Here is a 23,475-nt window from a genome sequence, read left to right on the forward strand (position 1 = left end):
ATGTATCTCCAGTCTCAAATGTATTTTGTTCTTGACTTAGAGTTAACTTTAAGTAATATCATATGTTTTGTAAAGTCGGCGTTACAGATTAAATATGAACTGGAAGAGAGGTTATACAATGATAAAAGTTAATGCACGCGCTACATTCAGTCAGGAAGGTCCGTTCAAGCTAACCACCATTGAGCGCCGGAATCTTCAGCCGCATGATGTTCTTATTGAGATTAAATACGCCGGGATCTGCCACTCGGACATTCATACCGCCCGCGGGGAGTGGGGGCCGGTCAAATATCCACTCGTTCCAGGGCATGAGATCGCCGGAATTGTTAGCCAGGTCGGTTCCGAAGTGACAAAGTATTCCGTTGGTGACCGGGTAGGGGTAGGATGTCTGGTTGACTCCTGTGGAGAATGCAGTAATTGCCAAAAAGGAGAGGAACAGTATTGCCTGGGTGGAAGTACGGCCACCTATGGAGCGATTGACCGGTACGGGCACTATACACAAGGCGGGTATTCCACCCACATCGTTGTAACAGAAGACTTCGTGGTCCGGATTCCTGACGCTATTCCGCTTGACGCCGCTGCACCACTTTTGTGTGCCGGAATCACAACTTATTCACCGCTGCGCCATTGGGGAGCCGCTCCAGGCAAAAAAGTAGCTGTGGTAGGTCTTGGAGGACTTGGACATATGGCTGTGAAGATTGCTCATGCCATGGGAGCTGAGGTTACTGTTCTATCACAGTCGCTGAAGAAGAAGGAAGACGGTTTGCAATTAGGTGCGGATCATTATTATGCGACAAGCGATCCGGAGACATTCAAGCAGCTTGCCGGTTCGTTCGACCTGATCATAAATACGGTAAGCGCGCAGATTAATATCGATGCCTATCTTTCGCTCTTGGCGCTGGATGGTACATTAGTCAATGTAGGTGCGCCCGCTGATCCATTGGCAGTTAACGTATTCTCGCTGATTGGTCACCGCCGCTCGTTCGCCGGATCGATGATTGGTGGAATCCGTGAAACGCAGGAAATGCTTGATTTCTGCGCTGAACACAATATTGCTTCTGAGATCGAGGTTATTTCTGCCGACCGGATCGATGAAGCCTGGGAGCGCGTACTCGCTTCAGATGTCCGTTACCGGTTCGTAATCGATATCAGCACGATGGGGAATGAATAAGGTGTCGCTCATCGAGAAAAGAGCGCTCATGAAGCTGTATCACGAGTTTTATAAGATGAAGTGTTAAGGGATAGCAAGAGACTTGTCAGATGGCAAGTCTCTTTTCATTTCACACCCTTTGATAGAATGTGCGTTATATTTTTGCTGAGTCATACCATCCATGTTCACTACATACATATGTAGTTAGACTTTGAAGGTGAATTCACGAATGTCGTTCTAAGGGGATTGGAAGGATGATTAAAGCGATCGTTGGCTCGAATCAGTATCGAGAAACCGATAAGATCCGTGTAACCATCTGGAACGAATATGTAAGCGAGAAGACAAAGGCTGAGGTCGCTGCCGTCTATCCTCATGGTATTCATCATGCACTTGCCGAAGGTTTGGCCCCTTATGGCTTTCTTATTCGTACGGCAAAGGATGAGATTGTTGAGCGTGTGTACCAAAGGGTGCTTGAAGGAATGGGGCTCATCGTCCTGCACTCCGGGCATTTCTCCAAGCTGTTTCGATTTTCAGCCTGGTCATGAGTCTTATCCCACCTATTATAATGAGCAGATTGTGGTCGTTGTTGCCAATGCGGTCAAATGGGCGGCATTAGCGCATGGGGCAGCGCCTGTATTTGGATTTACTCCCAAGCAATTTTAAAAGTGATAGGGGGTGTCGTGTGATGCGTCATATTCCTTATTGCCCGCTGCCGCCTCCTACCCGAGAGAATACCTGGATACCGGTTGCATCCTTAGACGAAATGGCTTCTAAAGAATACGATGTACTCGTGGTTGGGACCGGTGCCGGTGGAGGGGCTGCCCTCTGGAGATTGTGCGAACAGTTGCAGAAGACGGAGAAACGGATCGGTGTTGTCGAACGGGGGAGCCTGCTGCTGCCCACAAATGCTTTCAACATTCCGACGGGAACAACAGCTGGCAGTCTATACAACAACCCGCAGATCGGCATTCGATTGGGCGACGCGCTTCCTCAATTTCCGGGGACCCGTCTGGTCTATGCGCTCGGCGGCCGTACGTTGTTCTGGGGGGCGGTTTGTCCGCGTATTCCTTCTGCTTAATTCGGGGATTCCCGGAAGAGCGATCGGACACTACCTCACCAACCACTCCATCGTCAGGGGAATCGGTCAAATCAGCAGTACGGATTTACCGGAAATATTGGGTATGTAAGTGGGATGACAATGTTATGCTCACATTGGGTAAGGTGCAGTCCCGGTATGAGAACCGAGTATTTCTCGATCCGAACCGGCGGGACGTATACGGATTGCCCAAGCTGCAAGTTCAATTCAGCTACAGTCCCGAGGATTGGGCGATCATAGAGGAATCTGCGGCAGTCCTTCGAAATGTAGCCTCGCTAATAGGCTTGAAGCTGGAGGTATCCGCCGAAGGGTCAGATGTTTGTTTGTTCCTGCCCGGGGCGGATAATCACGAATCGGGAACTTGCCGGATGGGAACGGACCCCTGGACCTCTGTCACAAACCCGATAGGCTCCGTACACGGAATAACCGGATTATATATTACGGATAACAGCGTGCTGCCCAGTATGGGTGCGGTTAATCCGACGCTGTCCACCGTGGCTTTAGCGATTCGGACGGCGGATTATATAGCAAGCGAATGCAGATAAGGATTATTCGTGTGTTTCTGGCGGTGCAGTGTAAGCGTCATTTTAAAATACGGATGAGGGCCGTATCATGAGTTTTATAATGGCGATTACTTCTTCATTGAAGCTGTGCTCAGGCTGCTCGGCAAGGAACAACGCAAATATTGGCTGAACACGATAGTTAATGAAATACACAAGGCGACGGTGGCGAGCAGTTTGCCGTATAGAGTTCCCTTGTTAACAGTATCGCCAATTTTCATGATGACTCCTTGCGGATTGTCAAAGTAAGGTCAGCCGGACCATGTCCTGACAATTCGCATTTCATTGAGTGTAAGACTCTTAGCAATTTTACCACTACTCGGATGAGTATAAGAAGCCTACCTGTTAAAAATCCTTGGCATTCGGCCTCGCTTCTGAACGGATTAAGAGGGCAACGAGACACACAAAAGCTTCAGGATCTAATGACCCAGGACTTATCCTACAGATTGCCCAAAATTTCAGGCTACACTATATAGTTCGATATTCATAAATTATGATGTTCTACTCCAATATATTGTTACTATGGATTCATTTCACGTGAAAATAATTAATTTTTTTTTGTAGCTACCGTAATATTCTTTAGGGTTGTATACAACCCTTGGGAAGCCACACCATACTGAGCTCCTGTGATAATAAGACATAAAGGTACATACTCAATGTTTGCAGCAAGTCCATAATCGGCGTCAATGCTTCACTTGTGGCGATTCACCCTGCCGGAAATCACCGATAATGCGATGACCGTAGACCTAGTATTTTGACCGAATCCACTCTTCGGGATAAGTCCTTGCTCTGAAACGGCACCGTTTAACAGAAAATCAATCCTCAGATTTTAATTGGTCAAGCTATTAGTTCCATCGCAGTCCGGTAGATCGTTAGCGAGCTAAGCTAGTCAACAGAGAAAGAATGAGGAGGTGGCTCCACAGTGTCGGTTAACGAATACGAAAGCTTTATCGGTAAACGTTTAGGGAGCAATATTTATGGCAGCAACGGAACATTATTAATTGCCAAGAATACGATTTTGCGTAAGAGCCATATTGAGAAGCTGGCCAATTTTAAAATCAATCTGGGTAATGTGGAAGCCGCAGTCATTGAGGGTCCCGATGGGCAGCAAGCTCCTTCGGACAATAACCTTCCTGCAGTGGGCTTATCCCTACGACGCTCCTCTATCGAAAATCGCAAAAAGGTTAAGCGGACAGAGATGCATCTGCATGAAATTGATGATCTCGTAAGGGATAATGGCGTGGTCCCTATTGCCGATCTCGAAGAGAAAATACTTCCTTTTATTAATGAAACTGCGAAGAGATACAATCTATTCGAAGTATTCACCGAGCTTAGAGAACAAGGTGATTTTCGTTACAAGCAGAGCATCGGCGTTGCCGTCATAGCCACATCAGTTGGCAAATGGCTGAAGCTGGATGAAGAGGAACTGGGCCTGTTGACGATCGCTGCAAGCCTGTATGATATCGGTTCGGTCAAGCTTCCTTCTTCCCTGATCAATAAACCGGCAAGATTTGACTATCATGAATACGAGATCATGAAGCAGCATACCGTTCTAGGTTATGAGCTCCTGAAGAATTCGGATGTTGACCCCCGAATCGCTTTGGTTGCCCTGCAGCATCATGAGAGAGAAGATGGCAGCGGATACCCGAATGGATTACAAGGGAATCAAATTGATCGACTAAGTAAAATTGTTGCCTTGGCGGATGTTTATATGGCCATGATTTCAGAGCGGCCGCATAGACCCGCATTTACTTTTTTCGAGGTGATTAACGAAATTCATGAAGGCATTTTGAATAATCGCTTCGATCTGACCATTGGCATGACGTTTTTGGATTCGCTTCTCTCGACTCAAATCGGTTGTGAGGTCGTTCTATCGGATGGACGTAAGGGTAAGATCTTGTTGACGAACGTGAACTATCCTACTAAGCCTCTCATTGCTTTGGATCAAAATGATTTCATTGATCTAAGCAAAACAGATCTTGTCCACATCAAATATGTTATCGGATAAGGAGATAATATGAATATGATGATGAGTGATGTGTCTGTTTTCCAGCCTTTAAAGACGAACTTCTCCATTTCATCCGAGTGTTTAGGCAAGGATATTACGTTCCTGTTGGAAATATCCGGCCCGGATTATGATGAAGGAGCGACACTCAAACTTGTGAATACATTGCGCCGCAACGGATTTTCCACCATTGAGGATGTCGTAAGTGTCAGCGCGAAGCGTATTCAATTGCTAAAGTGGATTGGCGACAAATCGTTTACGCAGCTGCTTGTTCTCCTGAAGAAAGCTGAACGGAATTGATTGGCGGAAGTGGGCCGTCTCTCAGTCATTGCAGATGACTGAGAGACGGCCCTTCTTTTTTGGGGAAAATAGGCTTTCGGCGATGGTCTCAGTTCTTGGCATAGGCTTCGGCCCGGTAATGCTTGGGGGAGGAGCCCTTCACCTTTTTGAAAATTTTAGAGAACAGTAAAGCATCGTTATAACCGACTGACCGGGAAATATCTGCTATTGAAAGCTCTGCGTTACCCATCATTTCACAAGCCTTATTGATTCGATAGCGAATCAGGTAATCCTGAATGCTTAGTTGCAGCCGTTGTTTGAATAACGAGCACAAATAGCTTCGATTAAGTCCAATGAACTGAGCGATGTCCTCAATCGTAATTTTCTGGGGATAGTTCATTTCGATAAAGTCCTTTACCTTCTCCACATAAATCTCCGCCCGCGTCTCCTTAAGTTCAGGGGAAGCCGCCGGACCGAATTCCACGAGCAGTGATAACAATAAATAGAGCAGCCCAGTCAGCCTCGTCTCCCGGGCTTTGCCGAATTCTCTCGAATCGTTCATCAACTGCAAATACCGGTAAATCCTATCATCTGCGTCATAGTGAAAGATCGGGGAAGTCTTCAACAGACCCGCTTGCTTGAGAAGCAGTTTCGCCGAAGTCCCATCAAAGCCAAACCAGCAATAAGACCAGGGGTTGGCTGGATCGGCTTGATAGTAGGTGATGATATCGGGAAAAATTAAAAAGCCCTGCCCCTTCCGCAAGCGGTATTGGATACCGCCGACTTCAAAGACTCCCTCACCGCTTAAGACATAGTGAAGCAAATAGTGGCTCCGTACAGCAGGCCCAAAGAAATGGCCCGGCGTACAGTCCTCCATGCCAAATTGGGTCAGGTGCAGTTCGGGATGCTGTTTGCTGCGTGGCAAATATTCGATCACAATAAAAACTCCTCAACGAAAAATATCCAGCATTATAACATATTTAGTGAGTACTATGCCATGTACTCTATATCTGAATCTAATATATTATTTTGTGTAGTACTGACTGACATCTTGCATGAGGTTATCAAGTATTAAACCATGTTAACTGGAAAGAAGGGGTAATTGGCAATGAGCATTATCGTCCAGGAGCAAACCGGATTGTTTCATCTGCAATCATCCGGCATGAGCTATATTTTTCAAATCGTAGAGGGGTACCCGGTACATGTATATTGGGGAAACCGTTTGAAGCACCGGGAACCGATGTCCGATCTGCTGATCCATACTCCGAAAAAAGCAGGTTTGGATCGGCTGCCGCAGGAATACCCGCAATACGGGAGCGGAGACTTCCGGAATCCGGCGTACCAGGCTGAGCTTGAAGATGGCACGCGCATTACGGAGTTGAAATATGCAGGCTACCGCATCATTAAGGGAAAGCCATCCCTGACCGGATTTCCGGCCGTATATGTCGAGGACGAGGCTGAAGCGGATACGCTTGAACTGGAATTAGTGGATGCGTATTCAGGTCTCCAAGTTGTGCTAAGCTACAGCATTTTCAGTGACCGCAACGCCATCGTTCGCTCGGCCCGTCTGGTTAATGAGGGGGACAAGAAGCTGCGGCTTCGCCGTGCCCTGAGTGCCAGTGTTGATTTCCAGGGCACCCGCGATTTCGAGATCACGTACCTGACAGGCGCCTGGGCACGGGAAGGCAATATTACCCGCAAACCGCTTCATCAAGGCGAGACAAGGTTCGATAGCAAGCGAGGCATGAGCGGCCATCAATTCAATCCTTTTGCCGCACTGGTCACTCCTCAAACGACGGAATACCAAGGTGACGCTTATGGCTTCAGCCTTGTCTACAGCGGCGGCTTTGAAGCGAGTGCGGAAGTGGATTCGTTCGGCTCCACGCGGTTTAACATCGGCGTCAATTCGTTTGATTTTGCGTGGCTCCTGACTCCGGGGGAGAGCTTCCAGACACCTGAGACGGTTATGGTATACTCCGGACAAGGACTGGGAGAACTGTCGCGGACGTATCACCGTCTGTATCGGACCCGGCTGTGCCGGGGGAAATATCGGGATCAGGAACGGCCGATACTCGTCAATAACTGGGAAGCTACTTACTTTAACTTTAATGCGGATAAGCTGGTGTCGATAGCAGAAGAGGGAGCCAAGCTGGGCATTGAGCTGTTTGTTCTGGATGACGGCTGGTTCGGTAAACGGGATTCTGACAATTCGTCTCTCGGCGATTGGGTTGAGGACCGCCGGAAGCTTCCGGGTGGCCTTGCGGATGTTGCGGGACGCATCAACCGGCTGGGCCTGAAATTCGGGCTCTGGGTCGAGCCCGAGATGATCTCGCCGGACAGCGAGTTGTACCGGAAGCATCCGGACTGGTGCCTTCATGTTCCGGGACGGAGACGCAGCGAAGCGAGATGGCAGCTGGTGCTGGATTATACCCGCCAGGAAGTGCGCGATTATATCTATGACTCGCTTTCCGCCATTTTCTCCAGTGTGCCGGTCTCCTATGTGAAATGGGACATGAACCGGTGCCTGACGGAAATCGGCTCTGCCGAGCTGCCGCCGGAACGCCAGAGTGAGACCGCCCACCGTTACGTTCTCGGCGTGTATGAGCTGCTCGAGCGCATCACCACCGCATTTCCGGATATTCTCTTCGAGAGCTGCTGCAGCGGAGGAGGCCGGTTCGATCCCGGTATGCTCTATTACATGCCGCAGACCTGGACCAGCGATAATACCGATGCAGTGGAGCGGCTGAAGATTCAATACGGCACCAGTCTGGTGTATCCCGCAAGCGCAATCGGAGCGCATGTATCGGCCGTGCCGAACCATCAGGTCGGGCGGATGACTCCCCTTGAGTTCCGGGGCGATGTTGCGATGTCCGGAAACTTCGGGTATGAGCTTGATCTTACGAAATTTACCGAAGAGGAGAAAGAGATCGTCAAGCGCCAGGTTGCAGCCTACAAGGAGATTCGCGGTTTAGTCCAGAAGGGTGATTTGTACCGCCTGAAGAGTCCATTCGAAGGCAACGAGTCGGCCTGGATGTTCGTCTCCGAGAATAAAGAGGAAGCGCTTGTCTACCATTTCCAGGTGATGGCGGTGCCGCACCCGCCACAGAGATATCTGCGGCTGGCCGGGCTTCATCCGGAGCTCGAATATGAGGTTCAGTCCGGAGACAGCGAAGACAAGCCGATCATTGGTGGAGACAGACTGATGCACTTGGGACTGCCCCTTGCCTATGAGCAGAAGGATTATGAAAGCGGCTGGTTCCGAATCCGGGCAGTAAATCCCGGGAAAGCTTGATGCACGGAAGCTGTCTATGCCCGAAGCAGTAAAATACGTCAATAAAACCTTGCCCCTTTTTGTGCGAAAAGGGGCATTTTGTGCGCAGCGGCCGAATTTTTCCTGGAGGGTTAGCCATGTTTTTTATCCGAATGATGAACGACATGAAAATGAAGAAGAAATTGGCGATTACGTTCATTTCGGCTGCTGCAAGTAACGAACAATGTTGAGCGTGTCCGAAAACGGACGGAAGAGCTGATTAAAGTGCCGCTCGACATATCCTACCGCTTAACTGTAGATAACCGGATGATGCGGGTGGCCACCCAAAATTAAACCCGCTCATTTCCGGTGGATTCAATGGGATGAAAAGGAGTTCTGGTCATTAATGTGGATAAACAGCAATTAAGCTCGATTCTGGACCAGGAGTCGTTCACCACATTGATCGTGGATAACCGGAATCGGGTCGTCGGCTCCAATGAAGCGGGGATGTACGGGAAGAATCTGGCTGATATTGAAGGGGATGAGAAGATACTCTCCCGTCAGGAAGGAAGCTACAATACAGTCGTCAATGGCAAATCCTCCAAGGTGGTTATCGCCAATCTGAATCCGGAGAATAGCTGGAACGGTCTTCGGATTATTTCCATTTTTACTGTGTCCGATATTACCCGCGATGCCAATCAAGTGTTCCGGCTCGGCGCAGTCGTGATAACGGCCAGTCTGATATTTGCAGTTGTGCTTATCTACGCTTCCGCCTCGCTGTTATCAGGCAGGCTTCTCCGTTTAAGCAAGCTTATGTCCAAAGTGGCAACGACAATATTCCTCTCCGCGAAGAGCTTGAGCGTGTGCGCTGTTATCTGGATATCGAAAAGTTCCGGTATGAAGACCGTCTGGAATATCGCTTGACGGTTGATCCGGAGCTTGCGGACATACCGGTCCCTCCGATGATCATTCAACCCCTGGTGGAAAACGCCATCATTCATGGCCTTGATAACCGCGAAGAAGGAACCGTCCGCATCACACAGACCTCCAGGGCCCATAGGAGACATAACAAATCTGTTCTTAAGGCTCCAGCTTGCCGATTGTCATTGGGGTAAATAAGATTTTGTGTTCTTCCTTCATGCGATAATCCTCCTAAGGGAATAATTTGATACAATTCACATCAAATATATATAGAGCGGAGAACGATCATGTCCCCCAAGAAATTAAATTCGCGACAGCTTCAAAGCATACAAACGAAGAAAGAAATCTATAACAGCGCCTTGCGTCTGATGAAGACAAAGGATTTAGAGGAGATTAAAATCGGAGAAATTTGTAAGGAGGCCGGGGTTTCAGGAGGCCGCTGAAGAACTTACAGTTTTTCAATCTTGGTGAGAAGTGAATACGTAAAAAAGACATCCATTCCCAGTATATGGGGGAGGGTGTCTTCTTTTTAGGGGCGTATTGCTCCTTATCCTTACTCTGCTATCTTTAATATTCGTTTTAGGTTTACAGCAAATATGGCCATCGCACCTTGTAACTGCATGCCAAGCAGACCCGAGGATATCGCTACATCATACCCGTGTCCATGTTTAAGCTCACTGTTCTTCGCTTCAATTTTGTAACGTTCCTTCGCTTTTGTCTTAAAATACTCCGTTTCCTGGAACGCCATCTGCTCCGTGTGCTCTTCAGATTTAATCGTTACGGAGTAGGTCTTGCTCTTGGCTCCTTCTTTGTAGCAGCCTTCCCTAAGCGGGCAACGCTTGCATTGATCCACATCAAAATAATAGGTAGTCTGCTGGTTTTGGCCCTCGCCCTTCTTGCCTTGCCGAGCCTTCCGAATGGCCATGTGTCCAGCTGGACATACGTACATGCCTGCATCTTTGTTGAACAAAAATTCGTCTTCTTTCTTTCGCGCGCCCTGCGTAATGAGCGGATTTAGTTTGGAAACCAGTTCAATTTCATTTGTTTTCGTGTAAGCAATATTTCCTTTTTCTGAATAGGCTGTATCCCCAATCACCGTTTTGACCTGCATGCCAGCCGCTACGCTCTTTTCGATGAGCGTCTGCAATTGCTTGCCGTCATTCTGTTCGCCTGTTGTAATTACAGCCGCTGTAATGATCCGTTCTTCGGTCATCGCAAGATGAGTTTTGTATCCAAAAAACGCGGAATCTGCACTCTTATGTCCCACGCGCGCATCCGGATCTGCCGCCAAACGAAGCTGCTCAACATCATCCGCAACCGTTTCTTTTAGCAGGTTGAGCGGCTCCAGAATTTTGGGCACCTGTGCAATGCCGCTCTCGTTTTCGATGAAGTGGACGAGTTTTTGGCAGTATGTAAGTTCATCCTCGAGTTCGCTCGTCGTATTCTTTGCCGGCATCTTGGCCTTGGCCGATTCATCCATGGTATACACGGCTTTTCGTAATTTACGTGCACGGTCTTGCAAAATTTCTTGGGGCGTTTTTTGGTTGTAGCGTGCTTTCGTATGCGTTGCGTCGACGATGATGGAGTTGCTCTTCAGGATATTCTGCTCGATGGCAAGTTCTACGGTCTTACCAATGAGCATGTCCAAGAGATTCATGTCTTTCAACCGCAGTTTACGGAATTTCGTCAGAGAACTGGGGTCGATTACCGAGTCTTCTGGTGCCATGCCAAGAAAAAATTTGAACGAGAGGTCGTACTTTGAACGCTCAACAATATCTACGTCAGACAATTCAAAGATTGCCTTCAGAAGCAAGTATTTAAACATGCGAATAGGGTCAATGGCGTTGCGTCCATTGTCCAAGCAGTATTTCTTTTCGAGTTCCTCGTATATGAAAGTGAAGTCCACCAAATCGTTAATTTGACGAAGCATATTGTCCTTTGGTACAACGATGTCATACAATGCCGCGTAAGGACTCAGGATTAAAGTTTGTTGTTGCCGTATCATCCGCACTCACCCGCTTTTCGTTATGACTCCATTATACAGAAAAAGGTACAGCCTCTTCAATTTAATTGAAAGACTGTACCTTTTTCTATGAGATGGACTTTTTCAGTGGCCTCGGGTTTCAGTCGGGTCTTTTTATAATTACTTCAAGACGAAGAGCGATATATTGGTTGAAATGTACGAGCAGGCAGACAGCTATTTTGATGAGAAATATAAAGCTGTGTCTGAATCCCGGGATGCGCAAGAAGAGCTAGTCCACTATTTCGAGGTTTATGCCGATTATAATGAGAATATGGGGCTGGAAACGATCAAGCAGCTATATACAACGAATAATAAGCTGTTTATTGCGAAGGGCCGTTATATGCAAACTACGCTGCAGGCCATCATCGAGAAGAGGCAGGCTTCCGGTGAACTGGATAATCAGATATCATCCGAGGATATTACGGAGTTCCTGTTTATAGCTGCCCGTGGAGTGATCTACAATTGGTGCCTCCATGACGGCGACTTTGATCTGACAATCAAGATGAAGCAGTATATGGAACGGCTGATTAACACTTTCAAGAAACAATAGTTATGCTGCTTTAGAATTTCTATGGCTGGAGAGGCTGGGTGGGGATATCTACCTGCAAAGCGAAATGGAAGAAGCATTAAAGGAGACTTTCCGGATGGAAAGTCTCTTTTCTATATATCAGCGGATGAAGCTGTCCATTTGCACAAGCCATTGGTTCATTTGTTCATAGTGTATAGTATCTCGCAATGAAGAGGAGTGAAAGACACTAATGGCAGAGACTCCGGATATGGTTGCGTTAATGGGTTGAATGAAATGCATTAAGGGATCTAATTCTTGGGCGTGCTCCGTCTTGAAGATCTGATAGGCAAGATAGAACATATACAGGCTTCCTATTACCTGCATTGCAATTAATATTTTGGGCAGGATCGTAACAAGAATCGAGTTCCACATAGCGGAAATAACAAGCAATAAGCCAAAGCCAATCGTTGCCCCATACGTATATTTCATAGCCTTTTTGGTTCCCGAATTTGAGAATTCTCCTTTCAAGTCCTTCTCATATCCTACATCCCTAGTGGAACGCCATATAGTACATTATTGCGGGAAGCCGGCGGATGGATTTGTTCATCTGCACAAGCCATCAACTCTCTTGTTCATAGAATATAGCGTCACAATCAATCGAATGGAATCCCAGAGCAAGGAGGCTCGTCCAATATGATTATAGGAACGGTAGTCAATGCTTCAGGATTACCCCAAGCGAGGCTGATGGCGGCTTCTGTTAAGCGGATTATGCCTGAAACAACTATAGTAGTCTGCCTGGTGGAGCAATACCCGGTTGAGCCGCTGCCGGATATCGACTGGATTTTTACGGCTAAGGATATTTCGGCTTATATCGGGTTCCCCGATTTTGAAGGGCATATGTTTAAATTCAACTCTCTCCAATGCACAGCGGCGATGAAGCCCCAGCTGACCGCTTATCTGCTCAAAGCCTTTCCGGAGGAGGAGCAGATTGTGTATCTTGATCCGGAGATGTGTGCATTCAAGCCGTTCAGTGAAATATGGGCCATGCTTACCTATTATGATGTTGTGCTGACTCCCCATCATCTTGAGCCCTCTGACCCTTGGGATTGCTCCCGCGAAATCGGGACACTGGTGGATGGGACCTTTAACAGCGCTCTGGTCGGGGTTAGAAACAGCGACGGAGGACGTTATTTTGCGGACTGGTGGGTGAAGATGACATCAGGCGATGTTCATGCACAGCCGAACGGGCTGTACATCGACCAGCCTTATCTGAATTTCGTCCCCAGCTGCTTCCATACAGGCATCCTGCGTCATCCCGGATACAATCTGGCATTCTGGAATCTGCATGAACGCTGCAGAGAGCTGTACTGGGTAGAGAATCAGTATTTCCTGACTGACTGGACCCCTCTTCACTGCGCGAACTTCAAGAATTTGGACGGATTACTGGACAGCTGTATGAACGCCTTCATTCCGGATAACTGGGTTTATGCACAAATGTGGAAGAGCTACAAGCAGGAGCTGGAATCATTGCTTCCCTGGCATGCCTCTTCTCCCTGGAGCTACGACTATTTTTACAGCGGGGAGAAAATATCGGATGAGACCCGATTGCGCTACCGCGAGGCCCAATTATACCGCCCGATCGAGATCAATCCCTTCACACTTGCTAATGAAACCCAATTCTGAATACCGTATGAAGAGGAGGAGCACCATGATCATCTGCTCGGTGACCTGTGCAGACAATCTGCATGAGGCGAAAGTGATGGCAAGAATGACAAAATTCCATATGCCGTATGCCCGGGTTGTCATCTGTCTTGTGGAGAGGTCGATGCATCCGGCAGCGCTTAACGTTCCATGGTTCGACGAAGTCATTTTGGCCAGGGATTTGGGAATTCCCGACTTTGAAACCAACATTCTAAAATACAACCTTATGGAAGCGGTATGTTCCATTAAACCGGATCTTTTCCGTTTTCTGTTTGACCGGTACCCGGATGAACTCAACCTCGTATTCACGGATACCGACGTCATCCCTTACGCTCCATTCGATGATCTGCTGTTTGCCCTGGAATATCATAACATCCTGCTGTCCCCTCATCTGATAGAGCCGTTTAGGGATCCGTGGATCTATTTATCGGTGGGTTTCTTTAACCTCGGCTTTTTGGCGCTTCGGCGATCGGAGGAAACCATGCGTTTTCTGGAATGGTGGGGACAGCGGCTGTACAGCTACGGGTATAACCAAGCCCCCTTTAATTGTGATCAGAAATGGATCGATCTCGCGCCCGCTTACTTTGACATTACGGTATGGAAACACCCGGGGTACAATGTCGCCTACTGGAATTTGCACGAGTCCAGCCGGAAGATCATTTCGGCCAGAGACGGGCGTTATTGGCTTGAACAGGAGTTTCCTTTCGTAAGCTTTCATTATTCCGGATTAAGCAAGTCTCTACATTACCATTTGGAAAGATGCATTCCCGATCATGAGAATTCGCTGTATGAGCTGGTCCGGCTCTTTCAGGAAGAACTTTGGATTATGGGGAAAGAGGAGCTTTCACAAATCCCCTGGAGCTATGACTATCACATGGATGGCACTCCTATCACAGCGGAAGAGAGAAATAGCTATCGCGGCTGAGTGATGGACTGGAGAGAGCTCGATAATACACTCTTTCCCAAGATGCTTCAAAAGGTGGGAGGCGATCTTTGTGAAGAAAGCTATTGTTACGGGTGCAACTGGATTTATCGGGAGCTATCTTGTAAAAGAATTAATTAATAACGGATATCGAGTATTGGCGATTATTCGGCCTAATTCAAATAATAGATACAGATTAGAAAATTTAAGCGATGTAGAGATTCTAGAATGTGACTTATCTGATCTGAAAAATGCTGGCAAAAGCATTAATGAAAACTATGATTATTTTTTTCATCTAGGCTGGGAAGGAGTCTACAGTGAATATCAATCTAATTATATTGTGCAAATAAGAAATATTGAGTACGCTCTCGATGCGATGGAATTAGCCAATCAAACCAACTGCACACGTTTCATAGGAGCGGGAAGTATCCAGGAAAGAGAATGTTTGGTTGAAATGCAGAAAAGCCAAGAGGTTACTAATCAGGGAAACGCGTATAAAACAGCAAAATTGGCAAGCCATTTTTTCTGTAAGCTAAAAGCCAATAAAACGAAGATAGACTTTTTCTGGCCGTTTCTTACCAATACTTATGGTGTTGGTGAAACCTCGAATCGATTAATTAACAGTGTCATACAAAAGCTGATTAATGGCGAGGAACCGGCCTTAACAAAAGGCGAGCATTTATATAATTTCATCTATATCACTGACGCTGTAAGAGCCTATCGGATTATTGCAGAGAAGGGAATTAGTTATAACGATTATATAATTGGAAGTGAGCGGGTTGTCCCTTTGAAGAAGTATTTAGAGGAATTAAAGGAGATCGTAAACCCTAATCTCACTCTAGGTTTTGGAAAACATATTTATAACGGAGTCTATATGACTAAGAAGGATCTTTACAATAAAAATTTATATACAGACACGGGGTATAAAACTAAAGTGCCGTTCAAAGTGGGAGTGAAGATGACCGCTGAATGGCAAAGAAAAGAGTGGAACAAGGAGGCTCGTCCAATATGATAATAGGAACGGTAGTCAATGCTTCAGGATTACCCCAAGCGAGGCTGATGGCGGCTTCTGTAAAGCGAATAATGCCTGAAACAACCATAGTAGTGTGCCTGGTGGAACGATACCCGGCAGAACCGCTGCCGGATATTGACTGGATTTTTACGGCCAGGGATATTTCAGCCTATATCGGGTTCCACGATTTTGAAGGGTATATGTTCAAGTTTAACTCCCTCCAATGCGCCACGGCGATGAAAGGACGACTGATAAGCTATCTGCTCAAAGCCTTTCCGGCGGAGGAGCAGATTGTGTATCTCGATCCGGAGATGTATGCACTCAAGCCGTTCAGTGAAATATGGGCAATGCTTACCTATTATGATGTTGTGCTGACTCCCCATCATCTGGAGCCCTCTGCTCCCTGGGATTGCTCCCGCGAGATTGGGACGCTGCAGGACGGGACCTTTAGCAGCGCACTGGTAGGCGTTAGAAACAGCGATGGGGGTCGTCGCTTTGCGGACTGGTGGGTGGAGATGACTTCAGGCGATTTTTACGAACAGCCAAGAGGGTTGTATATCGACCAGCCTTACCTGAATTCAGTTCCTATTTTTTTTCACTTGGGCATTCTTCGTCATCCCGGATACAACCTGGCATTCTGGAACCTGCATGAACGCTGCAGAGCACTCTACTGGGTAGAAGATCAGTATTTCCTGACCGACAGGACCCCGCTCCGCTGCGTGAACTTCAATAATTTTGCCGGATTACTGGACAACTGTATGAACACCTACATTCCGGACAACTGGGTATACGCACAAATGTGGAAGAGCTACAAGCAGGAGCTGGAATCATTGCTTCCCTGGCATGCAGCTTCCTCCTGGAGTTATGACTCTTTCTACAGCGGGGAGAAAATATCGGATGAGACCCGATTACGCTACCGGGAGGCCAAAAAACATCGTTCAATGGAAGCCGATCCCTTCGCACTTTCTAATGATCGTATATTCTGATTACCGTATGGAGAGGGGGAGGAGCCATGATCATCTGCTCGGTGACCTGTGCAGACAATCTGCATGAGGCGAAAGTGATGGCAAGAATGACAAAATATCACATGCCGTATGCCCGGATTGTTATCTGTCTTGTGGAGAGGTCGATGCATCCGGCAGTCCTTAACGTTCCATGGTTCGACGAAGTCATTTTGGCCAAGGAGTTGGGAATCCCCGATTTTGAAACCAATCTTCTTAAATACAATCTTCTGGAGGCGGTAACCTCCATTAAACCGGCATTTTTCCGATTTCTGTTTGACCGGAACCCGGATGAACTTAACATCGTATTCATGGATACGGATGTTATCCCTTACGCTCCATTCGACGATCTGCTGTTTGCCCTGGAATATCATAACATTCTGCTGTCACCTAACTTGCTGGGGCCGTGCGGAGAGCCGTGGAGCTATTTTTGGGTGGGCGTCTTTTGCACCGGCTTTTTGGCGCTTCGGCGGTCGGAGGAAACGATGCGTTTTCTGGAATGGTGGGGACAGCGGCTGTACAGCCACGGATATCTTCATGCGCCTTATCTTTTTGTGGATCAGAAATGGATGGATCTCGCGCCCGCTTACTTTGACATTACGGTATGGAAACACCCGGGGTACAATGTCGCCTACTGGAATCTGCACGAACCCAGCCGGAAGATCATCTCGGCCAGAGACGGGCGTTATTGGCTTGAACAGGGTCTTCCTTTCGTATGCTTCCACTATTCCGGATTAAGCGGGGCTCTACAGTTTCATTTGGAAGCATGCATTCCCGATCATGAGAACTCGCTGTATGAGCTGCTCCGGCTCTTTAAGGAAGAACTGGTCGTTATGGGGGAAGAGGAGTTCTCACAGATCCCCTGGAGCTATGACTATCACATCGATGGCACTCCTATCACAACGGAAGAGAGATACAGCTATCGCGGCTGATGTCTGACAACAATCCTGTCCGGGGAAGGGCAGGATTATTTTGTGTGCTCACGAATATATGATTAGATGAATTGGATGTTCAAAATAGTTCCAAGAATGGAGATCAAAGTGAACGAAATTGTTTTGTTCGTAGCACTAATATTAGCCTTCATGGTTTTTCTAATCTCAAGGTCGGTTATTCGAAAGAAACTACGGAGAAATCAAAAAATACTTATCATAATTATCGAGAGCATCTTGTCCATAATAATTCCATTGTTGGTAAATAATTATTTTCTAAAGACCTATCCAGAACATTATGAGGCGCAATTCATAGATGGTTTACTGAATGCAGTGATTACTCTCTTTTCTATGCCCGTTTACGCTCTGGCATTTATTGCGATTAATAGGTTCTTTAATGTAGCTAAAGTTTCCCGTGTTGTATATTCAATTCTGCTTATTCTTGTTGCAATAGCAATTCAGGCTGGAGCGATATACTTCTTTGATCAACCCTACATTATCTTCAATACTCCGGGTTGGTAGGCAGACCATAGGGGTGTGTATATTGGGTACGTTTCTTTCAAATATTCAAGTGTTCATTGGAGCCAAGAATAACACCGAACTGCTTGAGGAAGTGCTGCTTGCCATAAAGGCAGGCTGATTGGAACGGAATACGAGGAGGCGAGCGATGCAGACTCAGCTGACCGTTCCCTGATTGTGAACGTTTCTTCCGACAGATGGATCTCCGTCTACGACGAGAAGCTGGATGAGCAGGATATCGATGATTTGGATGCGCTTGGCATAGCCATCTCTGCCCGTGCCGGAGTCCCTGCCGTCGGGTCCATCGTACATGACAGCGATTTGCTGATCATGCGCCTGTACAAGAATGGCAGAACGGCTGATACCATGATCAACAATCTGGAGCTGTTCAACGGGATGTCAGCTGGCAAGCGTCCACGGAAACGGAATGGTATGGACGAAAGGTGAAGGTAGCGGATACATTCGCTCCAACGAGCCAAAGGTGTCATGTATGCGGCACGATCCATCCCGAAGTAAAGAAGTTGTCTGTGAGACAATGGACATGTCCATTGTGCCATACCCATCATGATCGAGATGAAAATGCCGCACATAACATCAAAAGTCTTGGTGTTTAAACGTCAAGACCACCGTTCCTTAGATACTTTGATAAGGCATCACACAACGGTGGGAATGACCCGTACAGATGTTCCTTTGGAAAACTGCGGGAACCGCAGGGATCGATTGGTATACGATATTTCGTGAGAAAATATCGATATGAATTCCCCTCAGTAGAAGGGATTACCCAAGAATTCCACACTTCAAGTGTTAGCTAAGTGGGGGGATTCCAATGTCCGATTCAATAAAGGTTCACATTCTGCACTACGGTCAAGTTCAGACTGATATCGCCGTCCCATTTAGACAACATACATGGAATCCTCTTGCTCCTGCAGGAATCTTCCGTTCAAGTAGCATCAGGTTACAATTCCGGTTTCGGCCTATTTGATCGAGCATCCCAAAGGGCTTGTCTTAATTGATACAGGTTGGCATACCGATGTGCGCGGTAACCAGATCAAGTATTTGGGGAGAATTGGCCATAAAGTCAGCAAAGCGATTCTTCCAGAAGGACAGGCTGTTCATGAGCAGCTCCTAAGCAGGGGGATCAAAGCGAAGGATTTGGACTATGTCATCTTGAGCCATATGGATATCGATCATACCAGCGGACTTAAATTAATAAGTGAAGCGAAACAATTTTTGACCAGCGGTCTGGAATGGCAGGCAGCGTCGAAAGGCGGTCTGCGCTACCTTCGGCATACATGGGCGGGGCTTTTTGTGAACACATTCACAATGAAAGCATCGGAATACGGACCGCAGCAAAGAGCTTTTGATTTATTTGGCGATGGTTCGGTTATGTTCATTCATACCCCTGGACATTCCACGGGCTTGACTTCAACCCTTATACAAAGAAACGGGCAATTCCTGCTGCTGGCAGCCGATACCGGCTACGCCAAAAAATCCTGGGAGAATATGATTCTTCCGGGATTTACGGTTAGTCAACAACAAGCTAAGGAATCTTTGCATTGGGTAAAAGAAATGAGCTTAAGGCCGGACTGCCTGGACGTCATCGCCAATCATGACCCTGATGTTAAGCCGCATTTGATTGAAATATAAATACAGCGCAAAAACACCCCTTATAGCGGACATTGGAAAAACCAATGAAAACTGTAAGGGGTGTTTTATATGAAAAAGTAAAATTTGTTTGACAACATAAGGACTAAGTAATATATTATTATAACATAATTAATTAAAAATTATAACATAAAATAATACGAAAGTCAAGAATTATTTTTATGGAATTTATCCCCTGATAAAATGCTTGGGATCGAGAGAGGGAGGGAACCTTATGTTTTTATCGCGCCTATTCTACTCCTTGAATAATTCGATGCAGGAACAGGCTGTAATCCAGATCCTAGAGCTGAATGAGAAGACCCAATCATTTGGGCTTGTCCTGTCTCCGGATGAAGCAAGGCAAATGATCGCTGCCAGAAATCAACCGAGGATAAAATCGGCGACTCCAGATTGATCGAACTAATGAGGGAGCTTTATGACGAAGACTGCGGAGGCTCTCTGGATTTGATGAAGAGCAGGCTTGAAGAGTATGCCGAGGTTTTTCGGAGAGAGGTATTTACGGCATTCAGAGCAGGCTGATGCTTCTCCTGCAGAACCTGATCAAGCGCTATACCCAGGGGGAGAGCTCTTCGGTTACAGTAGAGACGGCGGAAAGCATCTTCACCTCTATGCTATATGCAGTAGATGCATACTTTCATAGCCTGGAATCGCCCGAGGAGGCGATTGTCTACCTGAAAACGGCTGAAATTCCAAGTCTTTATGAACAAGGTGTCGAGACAGTAAGCAGATGCTTTGAAGAGACCAAGCGGCTGTATGGCATAATCAGAAAAAACAAGCTGGATGTTCCGGTGGATGCCTACAATATGACGATAGACGAGTCTGTGCCCGTTTTTATGAAGAAATACGGAATTGTTTTTGATGCACATAACACGATGGCTAGCATTGATTATCCACTCGCGAGAGACGATATGCGGCTGCAGGGCGTCTTTTACATGAAACAATATTTGGAGCGGCTTCATATCGAGACGGAATTTATTCAGCTGTTCGAACACAAAGACCTTCTGGATACGCTGGTGAGTTTCGGGAGAGTGTGCAGGTTTGATTACCGGATCGAATTGTTCAATATGTATGAGCTGATGCTGAATAATGAGGTCTTTTCCATTGTGTCCGGCATGGAGGCAGGGCAGGTTAGAATTTCGGCCTATCAACTTGAACAGTTGGAGCGGATATTGACTCTAGCGCCTCCGGAGCAAATTCAATTCATCATCCAAGAGGCGGTACACCGTCTCCAGAGAGAACTGCAGATCGGCAGCCGGCATCTGAGAGAATACATGAATCAGTGCATTGCTGGACTCGTGCAGCGGGTCGTCCATGCGGCCAATTCCCGCAATTTGCAGGCGGTAATCATTACCCGGCAGGAGGAGCGGATCAAGCCCGTAGAATTCTCATTAAACGCGGAAGACCGGATGACCGATGTTGAGCTTCGGAAATTGCTGGATGAAGTGATGGAATGTGGGCAAAAGAAAGACAAGGCCCGGCTTATTAAATCCCGGCTGTATTCGCTCCATGATTATTTGGATGTTTTGGAATCGGATATCCTTTACGGAGATGAGTATGAGGCGCTTTTTGGCCTTTTCGGCGACATGGAACTCGCTATTCTGGCGAAAATCGTTCTGTACGAGGAACTGCGGAGCGGTTCTCTGGATTTTCAAGCCATAGTGTCAGTGCATGAAGGAAGCGATGAGGAATGGAAGACCCGCTACATTGCATTTATGCAGGGATTGAGTCCCGAGCGTCTTCGGGTTATCGGGCAGCTTATCGAAATCATTGATTATGAAGCAATTAAGTTCTATTAATGGTTAATATATGGTATGGGTTTTGGATAAGCTAACCTATAATCCGGAAGAAACGAGGCGATAAGCATGTCTGATTTGAACAAGAGTCACCAGGAAGCTGTTGAGACGGTCCGTAAGCTGATCAAGGGCATCGATACAGCGATGTTCACGACGATTTCGGACGAAGGATTGGTATCCCGTCCCATGAAGACACAGGAAGTCGAATTTGACGGGGATTTATGGTTCCTTACCAAGAAGGATACCAGCAAGTTCGATGAAATAGTTCATGATCCCAGAGTTAACGTCGTGTATGCCGATAAATCCTATGTCTCGATTCGCGGCACGGCCAAGGTTGTAGAGAATGTGGAGAAGAAAAAGGAATTTTGGAATGCAGGTTACGAAGCCTTTCTTAAGACCGGCTATGATGACCCTGATGTCATTCTGATCCAGGTGCATGCCGAGGCGGCTGAATATTGGAAAAGCGGGAATCTGGCCGAGAAGGCGACCTATTTGTTCAGACGAATCACGAACCAGGATACAGAACGATCGAATCTCAACCAGACTGTTGAATTATAGCGTAAATTCGAATCAGCCGGCTTCCCGGCAAAGGACAAAGTCCCCACATCCATGTGAGGGCTTTGTCCTTTTTGGGCTTCAGGGCTGCTCCATCCCCTGCCTCCGCCGGAATTTCATAGGCGAGACGCCATGCGCCTGATGGAAGATCCGTGAAGTCGATTTCAGAAATTTCCTTGTCGGGAAAGGAGCCTGGACCGCTTGTAGCTCAGTCGATCACGAACAGAAGACCTTATTTTGCTGAAACCAGATTATTTGATCATTTTTTCCATAATTTATTTGGTATAATCATAGAATAGCCAAGTGAATTCCAGAGTGAATGGTGGGAATTTCCGCAATGAACCGGTTTGTTGTGAAGAAAATACTGATCGTCGCTATCCCTTTATTCATCTTTGTCGGGTTGATCACCCTGATTCATCTTAGAACGACCGAATTGAACAGTTCCTGGGGCAGGGTGGAGCTTCTGGAGAACGGAAGGGTCTGCCTATATAACGGGAAAAGGTACATAAGCGAGACGAAGCATTACACCGCCCGGGTTCTCGGGGAGAAGCTGAGCGAAGCAGAGCGCATAACTGTCTACGAAGTTCCGGGAATGGATGCCGGCAATTGGCTGGCTGTTAGCTACGGATCAGGGGAGGTTCTCCTCTACAAGGAGGAGCATACCCCCGATCTCAGTCTGGAGGCGTTCAGCCCGACCTCTGTCGAGTTTAACGGGAATGGGGAATTTTGCAGAGATCCCTCGATTCTGTCTGCTATTATGGACGCTGCCAATAAGGGCGGGCCGCTGCCTCAGCTCGTTCAGAAATGGCTTCTGGCCCGGATCGAGCTTGCTGCAATAACTTCCGTCAGCCTGTATTCCGACAAGTACCCGGCCCTGATCTACAATCCTTTTTAGCATGGATTGGAGCTGCTGATAAATGGGCCGATTGAAGCGTCGCTGCCGACAAGCTGCATATCCTGGCCCGTCAGCTGCTGGACGCAGCAAGCGGAGGATATGTGATTGGCGGCAAAAGAGGCGCTGACAGGCACGAACCTTCACATCAAGGAAGCGGCCGTGTCCGTGGGGGTTAACGATGACAAACAGTTCGCCAAATGGTTCAAACGTCAGGCTGGCGTGACGCCAACCGAGTACCGCAGGGCTTTCAGCCGAACACGGCTCAACAACAGCTGAAACGGCGCGGACGCTCAGTCCCCGCCTCCACCGCCTGCATCTCCTCCGCCCGAATGACCGCCGGAATCCCCGAAGCTATGACCGCCATGGGAATGGCCGCCGAAATCGCTGTGGCCATGACCGTTGCCGGAATGATGACTGTGACTGTTATTCCAACCGTTATCCCCATGGTCGCTATGATGTTTGTGCCCGTGAGAGGGGGACTCCCGGTCCTGCGTAGTGTCGAACAGTTCCGGATTCGAGGCAGCGAACATGGCAGCGTCTCCATCATTGGACCGTTTGCTTCCCGATTGCTTGCCGTGACCGTCGCGGCGCATTATCGAGCTTACAAGTATAAAGACAATGACAACAATAAAAATAAGGCCAATGCTCATAAATGGCATTCTCTCCCTGTATTTAAAGTACCTAGATTATACCA

General features: G+C 47.4%; 28 protein-coding genes and 2 pseudogenes. 25 read left to right on the forward strand and 5 right to left on the reverse strand.

The features are described 5' to 3' along the window. Nucleotides 1–118 precede the first annotated feature (118 nt). The 4 genes and pseudogenes from PSTEL_RS07710 (at nt 119) to PSTEL_RS28365 (ending at nt 2,788) form a co-directional block, all read left to right on the forward strand. Nucleotides 119–1,168 (forward strand): NAD(P)-dependent alcohol dehydrogenase, encoded by a 1,050-nt coding sequence (locus tag PSTEL_RS07710; protein ID WP_038694525.1) that lies wholly within the window; start codon nt 119–121, stop codon nt 1,166–1,168. A gap of 233 nt (nt 1,169–1,401) precedes the next feature. Further along, a pseudogene (locus PSTEL_RS07715) lies at nt 1,402–1,810 on the forward strand (type 1 glutamine amidotransferase family protein). Between the two features lie 100 nt (nt 1,811–1,910). After that, a complete protein-coding gene (locus PSTEL_RS28360) occupies nt 1,911–2,225 on the forward strand; it encodes a hypothetical protein (protein ID WP_245625102.1) in 315 nt (104 codons plus the stop codon). Between the two features lie 125 nt (nt 2,226–2,350). Further along, on the forward strand, nt 2,351–2,788 hold the full coding sequence (locus PSTEL_RS28365; protein WP_038694528.1) for a GMC oxidoreductase: 438 nt from the start codon (nt 2,351–2,353) through the stop codon (nt 2,786–2,788). 86 nt (nt 2,789–2,874) lie between these two features. Here PSTEL_RS28365 and PSTEL_RS27515 read toward each other — a convergent pair whose 3' ends face one another. Next, the gene (locus tag PSTEL_RS27515; RefSeq protein WP_156995816.1) at nt 2,875–3,024 is read right to left on the reverse strand and encodes a hypothetical protein; all 150 of its coding nucleotides are present in this window, start codon (nt 3,022–3,024) and stop codon (nt 2,875–2,877) included. Nucleotides 3,025–3,725: 701 nt separating this feature from the next. Between PSTEL_RS27515 and PSTEL_RS07730 the strand changes: the two genes are divergently transcribed. Both PSTEL_RS07730 and PSTEL_RS07735 read left to right on the forward strand, forming a co-directional pair. Then, on the forward strand, nt 3,726–4,811 hold the full coding sequence (locus PSTEL_RS07730; RefSeq protein ID WP_052098265.1) for an HD-GYP domain-containing protein: 1,086 nt from the start codon (nt 3,726–3,728) through the stop codon (nt 4,809–4,811). A gap of 9 nt (nt 4,812–4,820) precedes the next feature. Further along, complete coding sequence (locus tag PSTEL_RS07735; protein WP_156995817.1) at nt 4,821–5,108, forward strand: hypothetical protein; 288 nt, start codon at nt 4,821–4,823, stop codon at nt 5,106–5,108. 88 nt (nt 5,109–5,196) lie between these two features. Here the strand turns inward: PSTEL_RS07735 and PSTEL_RS07740 are convergent, their stop codons facing one another. After that, on the reverse strand, nt 5,197–6,024 hold the full coding sequence (locus tag PSTEL_RS07740; RefSeq protein WP_038694530.1) for an AraC family transcriptional regulator: 828 nt from the start codon (nt 6,022–6,024) through the stop codon (nt 5,197–5,199). A 171-nt stretch (nt 6,025–6,195) separates the two neighbouring features. Between PSTEL_RS07740 and PSTEL_RS07745 the strand changes: the two genes are divergently transcribed. From PSTEL_RS07745 to PSTEL_RS27520, 4 genes are all read left to right on the forward strand, one after another. Beyond that, nucleotides 6,196–8,379, forward strand: coding sequence for an alpha-galactosidase (locus PSTEL_RS07745; RefSeq protein WP_038694531.1), 2,184 nt, complete (start codon nt 6,196–6,198; stop codon nt 8,377–8,379). Nucleotides 8,380–8,745: 366 nt separating this feature from the next. Further along, nucleotides 8,746–9,261, forward strand: coding sequence for a hypothetical protein (locus PSTEL_RS28370; protein WP_052098266.1), 516 nt, complete (start codon nt 8,746–8,748; stop codon nt 9,259–9,261). After that, nucleotides 9,174–9,452, forward strand: coding sequence for a sensor histidine kinase (locus PSTEL_RS28825; RefSeq protein WP_342666577.1), 279 nt, complete (start codon nt 9,174–9,176; stop codon nt 9,450–9,452). The genes PSTEL_RS28370 and PSTEL_RS28825 overlap by 88 nt, the downstream gene beginning before the upstream one ends. Nucleotides 9,453–9,545: 93 nt before the next feature. Further along, nucleotides 9,546–9,701 carry a hypothetical protein gene (locus PSTEL_RS27520; protein ID WP_156995818.1) on the forward strand — a complete coding sequence of 52 codons (156 nt, stop codon included), beginning with the start codon at nt 9,546–9,548 and terminating at the stop codon, nt 9,699–9,701. Nucleotides 9,702–9,811: 110 nt separating this feature from the next. On the opposite strand, the gene PSTEL_RS07755 is transcribed toward PSTEL_RS27520, so the two are convergent. Beyond that, entirely contained in the window at nt 9,812–11,263 is a 1,452-nt protein-coding gene (locus PSTEL_RS07755; RefSeq protein WP_038692958.1) for an IS1182 family transposase, read from the reverse strand. Between the two features lie 163 nt (nt 11,264–11,426). On the opposite strand from PSTEL_RS07755, the gene PSTEL_RS07760 reads away from it, so the two are divergent. Then, nucleotides 11,427–11,831 carry a TetR/AcrR family transcriptional regulator gene (locus PSTEL_RS07760; protein ID WP_179944918.1) on the forward strand — a complete coding sequence of 135 codons (405 nt, stop codon included), beginning with the start codon at nt 11,427–11,429 and terminating at the stop codon, nt 11,829–11,831. A 282-nt stretch (nt 11,832–12,113) separates the two neighbouring features. Here the strand turns inward: PSTEL_RS07760 and PSTEL_RS26820 are convergent. Further along, nucleotides 12,114–12,299 (reverse strand): annotated as a pseudogene (locus PSTEL_RS26820) (LysE family translocator); the annotation flags it as partial. Nucleotides 12,300–12,482: 183 nt separating this feature from the next. Here PSTEL_RS26820 and PSTEL_RS07770 point away from each other — a divergent pair. The 14 genes from PSTEL_RS07770 to PSTEL_RS26835 all read left to right on the forward strand — a co-directional run bounded on the left by PSTEL_RS07770 (nt 12,483) and on the right by PSTEL_RS26835 (nt 23,057). Beyond that, on the forward strand, nt 12,483–13,472 hold the full coding sequence (locus tag PSTEL_RS07770) for a hypothetical protein (protein WP_038694532.1): 990 nt from the start codon (nt 12,483–12,485) through the stop codon (nt 13,470–13,472). 25 nt (nt 13,473–13,497) lie between these two features. Next, nucleotides 13,498–14,415, forward strand: a complete 918-nt coding sequence (locus PSTEL_RS07775) for a hypothetical protein (RefSeq protein ID WP_038694533.1) — start codon at nt 13,498–13,500, stop codon at nt 14,413–14,415. A 70-nt stretch (nt 14,416–14,485) separates the two neighbouring features. Next, nucleotides 14,486–15,424, forward strand: coding sequence for an NAD-dependent epimerase/dehydratase family protein (locus PSTEL_RS07780; RefSeq protein ID WP_052098268.1), 939 nt, complete (start codon nt 14,486–14,488; stop codon nt 15,422–15,424). Further along, nucleotides 15,421–16,410 (forward strand): hypothetical protein, encoded by a 990-nt coding sequence (locus PSTEL_RS07785; protein WP_038694534.1) that lies wholly within the window; start codon nt 15,421–15,423, stop codon nt 16,408–16,410. The genes PSTEL_RS07780 and PSTEL_RS07785 overlap by 4 nt, the downstream gene beginning before the upstream one ends. Nucleotides 16,411–16,436: 26 nt before the next feature. Next, nucleotides 16,437–17,357: a hypothetical protein gene (locus PSTEL_RS07790; RefSeq protein WP_038694535.1), complete on the forward strand. Its 921-nt coding sequence runs from the start codon at nt 16,437–16,439 to the stop codon at nt 17,355–17,357. 66 nt (nt 17,358–17,423) lie between these two features. Next, the gene (locus tag PSTEL_RS07795) at nt 17,424–17,876 is read left to right on the forward strand and encodes a hypothetical protein (RefSeq protein ID WP_038694536.1); all 453 of its coding nucleotides are present in this window, start codon (nt 17,424–17,426) and stop codon (nt 17,874–17,876) included. Between the two features lie 174 nt (nt 17,877–18,050). Next, the gene (locus PSTEL_RS07800) at nt 18,051–18,320 is read left to right on the forward strand and encodes a hypothetical protein (RefSeq protein ID WP_038694537.1); all 270 of its coding nucleotides are present in this window, start codon (nt 18,051–18,053) and stop codon (nt 18,318–18,320) included. Next, complete coding sequence (locus PSTEL_RS26825) at nt 18,317–18,487, forward strand: zinc ribbon domain-containing protein (RefSeq protein ID WP_084064828.1); 171 nt, start codon at nt 18,317–18,319, stop codon at nt 18,485–18,487. Before PSTEL_RS07800 ends, PSTEL_RS26825 begins: the two co-directional genes overlap by 4 nt. A 364-nt stretch (nt 18,488–18,851) precedes the next feature. Beyond that, nucleotides 18,852–19,520, forward strand: coding sequence for an N-acyl homoserine lactonase family protein (locus PSTEL_RS07805; RefSeq protein WP_245625103.1), 669 nt, complete (start codon nt 18,852–18,854; stop codon nt 19,518–19,520). Nucleotides 19,521–19,940: 420 nt separating this feature from the next. After that, nucleotides 19,941–20,057: a hypothetical protein gene (locus tag PSTEL_RS28375; RefSeq protein ID WP_245625104.1), complete on the forward strand. Its 117-nt coding sequence runs from the start codon at nt 19,941–19,943 to the stop codon at nt 20,055–20,057. Continuing rightward, the gene (locus PSTEL_RS07815; RefSeq protein ID WP_052098269.1) at nt 20,057–21,334 is read left to right on the forward strand and encodes a DUF6179 domain-containing protein; all 1,278 of its coding nucleotides are present in this window, start codon (nt 20,057–20,059) and stop codon (nt 21,332–21,334) included. Before PSTEL_RS28375 ends, PSTEL_RS07815 begins: the two co-directional genes overlap by 1 nt. Nucleotides 21,335–21,400: 66 nt before the next feature. Next, nucleotides 21,401–21,889, forward strand: a complete 489-nt coding sequence (locus PSTEL_RS07820) for a pyridoxamine 5'-phosphate oxidase family protein (protein ID WP_038694539.1) — start codon at nt 21,401–21,403, stop codon at nt 21,887–21,889. 334 nt (nt 21,890–22,223) lie between these two features. Then, complete coding sequence (locus PSTEL_RS07825) at nt 22,224–22,781, forward strand: hypothetical protein (protein ID WP_038694540.1); 558 nt, start codon at nt 22,224–22,226, stop codon at nt 22,779–22,781. A 105-nt stretch (nt 22,782–22,886) separates the two neighbouring features. After that, entirely contained in the window at nt 22,887–23,057 is a 171-nt protein-coding gene (locus PSTEL_RS26835; protein WP_084064831.1) for a helix-turn-helix domain-containing protein, read from the forward strand. 14 nt (nt 23,058–23,071) lie between these two features. On the opposite strand, the gene PSTEL_RS07830 is transcribed toward PSTEL_RS26835, so the two are convergent. Beyond that, the gene (locus PSTEL_RS07830) at nt 23,072–23,431 is read right to left on the reverse strand and encodes a hypothetical protein (RefSeq protein WP_038694541.1); all 360 of its coding nucleotides are present in this window, start codon (nt 23,429–23,431) and stop codon (nt 23,072–23,074) included. Nucleotides 23,432–23,475 lie beyond the last annotated feature (44 nt).

The sequence above is a fragment of the Paenibacillus stellifer genome (assembly GCF_000758685.1).
Lineage (GTDB): Bacteria > Bacillota > Bacilli > Paenibacillales > Paenibacillaceae > Paenibacillus_AQ > Paenibacillus_AQ stellifer.

Excerpts from the sequence above, each read along its gene's own strand:
- PSTEL_RS07795 (WP_038694536.1), top strand. The coding sequence starts at position 17,424 with ATGAATTGGATGTTCAAAATAGTTCCAAGAATGGAGATCAAAGTGAAC.
- PSTEL_RS07770 (WP_038694532.1), top strand. The coding sequence starts at position 12,483 with ATGATTATAGGAACGGTAGTCAATGCTTCAGGATTACCCCAAGCGAGG.
- PSTEL_RS07785 (WP_038694534.1), top strand. The coding sequence starts at position 15,421 with ATGATAATAGGAACGGTAGTCAATGCTTCAGGATTACCCCAAGCGAGG.
- PSTEL_RS27520 (WP_156995818.1), top strand. The coding sequence starts at position 9,546 with ATGTCCCCCAAGAAATTAAATTCGCGACAGCTTCAAAGCATACAAACG.
- PSTEL_RS07755 (WP_038692958.1), bottom strand. The coding sequence starts at position 11,263 with ATGATACGGCAACAACAAACTTTAATCCTGAGTCCTTACGCGGCATTG.
- PSTEL_RS07830 (WP_038694541.1), bottom strand. The coding sequence starts at position 23,431 with ATGAGCATTGGCCTTATTTTTATTGTTGTCATTGTCTTTATACTTGTA.
- PSTEL_RS07710 (WP_038694525.1), top strand. The coding sequence starts at position 119 with ATGATAAAAGTTAATGCACGCGCTACATTCAGTCAGGAAGGTCCGTTC.
- PSTEL_RS28360 (WP_245625102.1), top strand. The coding sequence starts at position 1,911 with ATGGCTTCTAAAGAATACGATGTACTCGTGGTTGGGACCGGTGCCGGT.
- PSTEL_RS07790 (WP_038694535.1), top strand. The coding sequence starts at position 16,437 with ATGATCATCTGCTCGGTGACCTGTGCAGACAATCTGCATGAGGCGAAA.
- PSTEL_RS28375 (WP_245625104.1), top strand. The coding sequence starts at position 19,941 with ATGAGGGAGCTTTATGACGAAGACTGCGGAGGCTCTCTGGATTTGATG.
- PSTEL_RS07745 (WP_038694531.1), top strand. The coding sequence starts at position 6,196 with ATGAGCATTATCGTCCAGGAGCAAACCGGATTGTTTCATCTGCAATCA.
- PSTEL_RS07815 (WP_052098269.1), top strand. The coding sequence starts at position 20,057 with ATGCTTCTCCTGCAGAACCTGATCAAGCGCTATACCCAGGGGGAGAGC.
- PSTEL_RS07735 (WP_156995817.1), top strand. The coding sequence starts at position 4,821 with ATGAATATGATGATGAGTGATGTGTCTGTTTTCCAGCCTTTAAAGACG.
- PSTEL_RS07820 (WP_038694539.1), top strand. The coding sequence starts at position 21,401 with ATGTCTGATTTGAACAAGAGTCACCAGGAAGCTGTTGAGACGGTCCGT.
- PSTEL_RS07825 (WP_038694540.1), top strand. The coding sequence starts at position 22,224 with ATGAACCGGTTTGTTGTGAAGAAAATACTGATCGTCGCTATCCCTTTA.
- PSTEL_RS27515 (WP_156995816.1), bottom strand. The coding sequence starts at position 3,024 with ATGAAAATTGGCGATACTGTTAACAAGGGAACTCTATACGGCAAACTG.
- PSTEL_RS07775 (WP_038694533.1), top strand. The coding sequence starts at position 13,498 with ATGATCATCTGCTCGGTGACCTGTGCAGACAATCTGCATGAGGCGAAA.
- PSTEL_RS28365 (WP_038694528.1), top strand. The coding sequence starts at position 2,351 with ATGCTCACATTGGGTAAGGTGCAGTCCCGGTATGAGAACCGAGTATTT.